This is a genomic window from Endozoicomonas sp. YOMI1 (assembly GCF_024606345.1).
Classification (GTDB): Bacteria; Pseudomonadota; Gammaproteobacteria; order Pseudomonadales; family Endozoicomonadaceae; genus Endozoicomonas.
The window spans coordinates 1-3,208 of record NZ_JAHHPM010000153.1 but is presented as its reverse complement, the minus strand read 5'-3'; the positions used below and the strand labels follow the sequence as shown (position 1 = coordinate 3,208).

The following is a 3,208-nucleotide window of genomic DNA, read 5'->3' as shown; positions in this document are numbered from 1 at the left end:
GCAACAACAGGATAAGATTGCGGCTGGGCGCAATCTATCCTTATTCGTTAGAGACCAGAGGATAGCAGAGAATGGCGAACCACCAACGGACGTTAAAATGAGCAATCCATACCCATTTGCCAGAACCCGATTTCCAGGCGGGTCGCTTCCCGGAAAGTCTTGCAGAGAGAATCCATTCGGGCGGCGTTATAACGGGACCTGGCCAGATGATCCAGCTGCTCCACCTGCTTTCTGGCACCGTCAAGAAATTCTTCCCCCCCGTAAGTTTCTATCCAGGCCCAATAAGGATTGCCCTCCTGGAGCGTGTCCGGATCGTTCTTCAAACGATACCCGATTTCCGCATAACCCACTGCGCAGGGCGATAACGCTGTGTAAAGATCAAGAATATCACCCGCCATTCCCCGCTCCAGCACATAACGGGTGTAAGCCATATTGGCCCGGGCTTCCGGCAGGCTGACCACATCTTTTTCTGTCAGCCCCCATTCCTGGCAATAGGCCAGATGCAGTGTCATTTCGCCCAGGATAGCGCTCACAGACTCCGATGCAGAACGCATATCTTCCAGATTATCCGACTTGTAAACCGCCAGTGAGTAAGCCCTGGCAAAGTGAATCAGGAACAGATAGTCCTGCTGAAGATAGTGGCGAAAAGAGGCAAGGGGCAAGGTTCCATCGGCCATTCCCCGGACAAACGGATGATGGCAGTAGTTATGCCAGTCCTCCTGGCAGGCCGCTTTCATGCGCCCGTAAAGGGTGTTTTCATCGTTAAGGAAAAAGGTATCTGAGCTCATCACCGGACTCCAGGCATTATTGACCCGCATCATAGCTCACCACTGCCTGTTTGCACATTCATACAACAAGCCTTGTTGAGGCGGGCAACCTATAGCAGGAACTGAGGTAAAGGTTTAACAGGATATCAACATGAAAAAGTTAAGGAACCTTTTTGTAATGAATAAGGTCATACTAGTACACAATTTCAATAAGTTTGATGAATACAATCTCCGTTCAACCTGAGTGTCCTTCGACTCCACTCAGGATGCACGGACGAAGGGTGATTGGCGCAGCCTATATCCAGGGTATGGAGCTTACGTCCTTCGACTCCGCTCAGGACGAAAGGAGTTTGGACGTCAATAATAGATGGAACCCATCAATTGCATTGAAACTGTGTACTAGATCTGAAATACGGTATCAGCTGATCAACCGCTTAGCTTAATGGTTTTTACCGGGTGACAACTTCAGATATTTCCCCCCCCCCTTCGGAGTCTAGCCAGATTAGGTGAATAAATAATGCAAGCCAACATGTCTTATGTTTCATCAACGATTACCATGCTTAAACCTGTGAATGTCTCCGATGAAATAAGAAAAACAGGGCAAGAGGATATCGTTTTTGTCCATATTCCCAAAACCGGGGGGACCAACATTGCTTGTCTGATAAAAGCCATCAGTGCTGATTCAGGGAGCGTATTTAATCATCGTTGCTCGGTTAAGCGGCAAGAGGGGGTTTCCCCCAATCTTTTCAAGCTTGGCGGAATGGGCGGTTATCCCTCTCAAGAAGCGCTTGAAAAGGTTATAGCACAAAATTCACCCCGATTTATCAGTGGTCATATGCCCACTGGCCTGATAGAGGAAGGTGGTTTAAAAGGACGGTATATCTCATTAGTTCGTGAGCCGGTAGAAAGAGCCGTGTCCTCCATTAATTTTGATTATCAACGGGGTTACCTTGCAAAACAGGATGTTGAAACTTATGCAGGTTCTACCATGATTGATAATTTACAAACCCGGTTGATCGCCGGGAAACATCATATGGATGGTGAATGCACAGAAGACACCTATCGTGAAGCGACCAAAAGGATAGACAACGACTTTCTATTGGTAGCACCGACAAAAGCTGTCGACTCAGTGACAACAGTGATTGGTCGTCTATATGGTGAAGAAAAAATAGCCTCCGCTCGCTTTCAGGTGACCGGCGATAAACTCTACGATGAAAAATTCCCGCCAGAACCCCTTAAGTCCATTTTAACCGAGCGCAATCAGTTTGATACCCGGCTTTATGATCATGTGGTTAGAGAGTGGGGGGTATTTAAAGATCGTTATGTTACCGAGATACAGGCTGGCAATGCGAACAAAGGCTCCTACTTAACCTTACCGCCAGATATGTTAAAGACCAAAGAATGGAAAAGATTAACCGCCTGTGAGATAGAGGAATACAACCGTAAAGTCGACGGTTCACTGATTAGTATTCAACAGCTGTAGGCGTTGTTTTCAGCCTGTTGCATAAAAAATACTTTTAGTGAAAAGCCGATAATAAAAATGAACAATGACAGTAACATCAACTCCAAATCAACTATATAGGTCTCTTAATGCTTAATCCAACTGGGGGCGCCCGTCCCTCTTACAATACCGAAATGGCAGAATCGAAACAGGGCAAGGCGAGATTTAATCAGGCTTTAATAACCGCTACCGGCTGGGTTGACAGTCTTATTGCAAATGTAGTCATGGACGATAACCTCGATGAGAAGGCATTTGCCAAATCACTGGTCAGTCATCTTATAAGGCGTTATGAATTGCCAACATCGCAACTTCTGCCGATCATTGCCACTTCACAAAATCCTACCGAGCCCAATGAGTGGAAATGGGCTGAGTGGGAAAATAGACATTATATTCAGAAGGTCGGCTCATCAGAATCAAGTCAAATTCGCTATTGCTTAAGAACCAATGAATTTCAATTTCATCCCATTATCTCTGCACTTAATTCTGAGTTAGGTTGTAGTGAACGGTTTGAAATATGTAAAATTCTGCCTTTTGTAGAGCAAAAATTTAGTCCAGGTCAAGTTGCAGACTGTAAGAATATTCATGACCTTGCAAAACTACACAGCTATCAATTACTACCACTGACACCGCTTATTTGTGAATGCATCCAGGCAGGTTTGTTCAGAAGAAGTTTTATCGATAAATTGCACTCCATGTGAACACCCAATGCATAAAATTTGCACATAACAAATGAACTATTTGTCCTTATCAGCGCATATACTGTTCCAATGTCCTTCAATACCGGGAGCTGTTTATGTCTGTTAGTTTGATTACCGGTGCCAACCGGGGCCTGGGTCTGGAGTTTTTTCGCCAGTATGCGGCGAAAGGCTGGCAGGTATTGGCAACATTCGTTGTTATGATCTCAGGCTCAAGCTGCCTGGTTAAATTTTTAATCAAGATA

Annotated in this window: 3 protein-coding genes; 2 read left to right on the top strand and 1 reads right to left on the bottom strand. The window is 45.3% G+C overall.

The window, feature by feature from the left end:
- Window positions 1–92: 92 nt before the first annotated feature.
- Window positions 93–788: a thiaminase II gene (gene tenA / locus KDK15_RS05335; RefSeq protein WP_257294331.1), complete on the bottom strand. Its 696-nt coding sequence runs from the start codon at window positions 786–788 to the stop codon at window positions 93–95.
- A gap of 496 nt (window positions 789–1,284) precedes the next feature.
- Here tenA and KDK15_RS05330 point away from each other — a divergent pair, with 496 nt between their 5' ends.
- Both KDK15_RS05330 and KDK15_RS05325 read left to right on the top strand, forming a co-directional pair.
- Window positions 1,285–2,250: a sulfotransferase domain-containing protein gene (locus KDK15_RS05330; RefSeq protein WP_257294330.1), complete on the top strand. Its 966-nt coding sequence runs from the start codon at window positions 1,285–1,287 to the stop codon at window positions 2,248–2,250.
- A gap of 107 nt (window positions 2,251–2,357) precedes the next feature.
- A complete protein-coding gene (locus KDK15_RS05325) occupies window positions 2,358–2,966 on the top strand; it encodes a hypothetical protein (RefSeq protein ID WP_257294329.1) in 609 nt (202 codons plus the stop codon).
- The last annotated feature ends 242 nt before the right edge of the window (window positions 2,967–3,208 follow it).

Coding starts and splice junctions, on each gene's coding strand:
- KDK15_RS05330 (WP_257294330.1), top strand. CDS start 1,285: ATGCAAGCCAACATGTCTTATGTTTCATCAACGATTACCATGCTTAAA.
- KDK15_RS05325 (WP_257294329.1), top strand. CDS start 2,358: ATGCTTAATCCAACTGGGGGCGCCCGTCCCTCTTACAATACCGAAATG.
- tenA (WP_257294331.1), bottom strand. CDS start 788: ATGAGCTCAGATACCTTTTTCCTTAACGATGAAAACACCCTTTACGGG.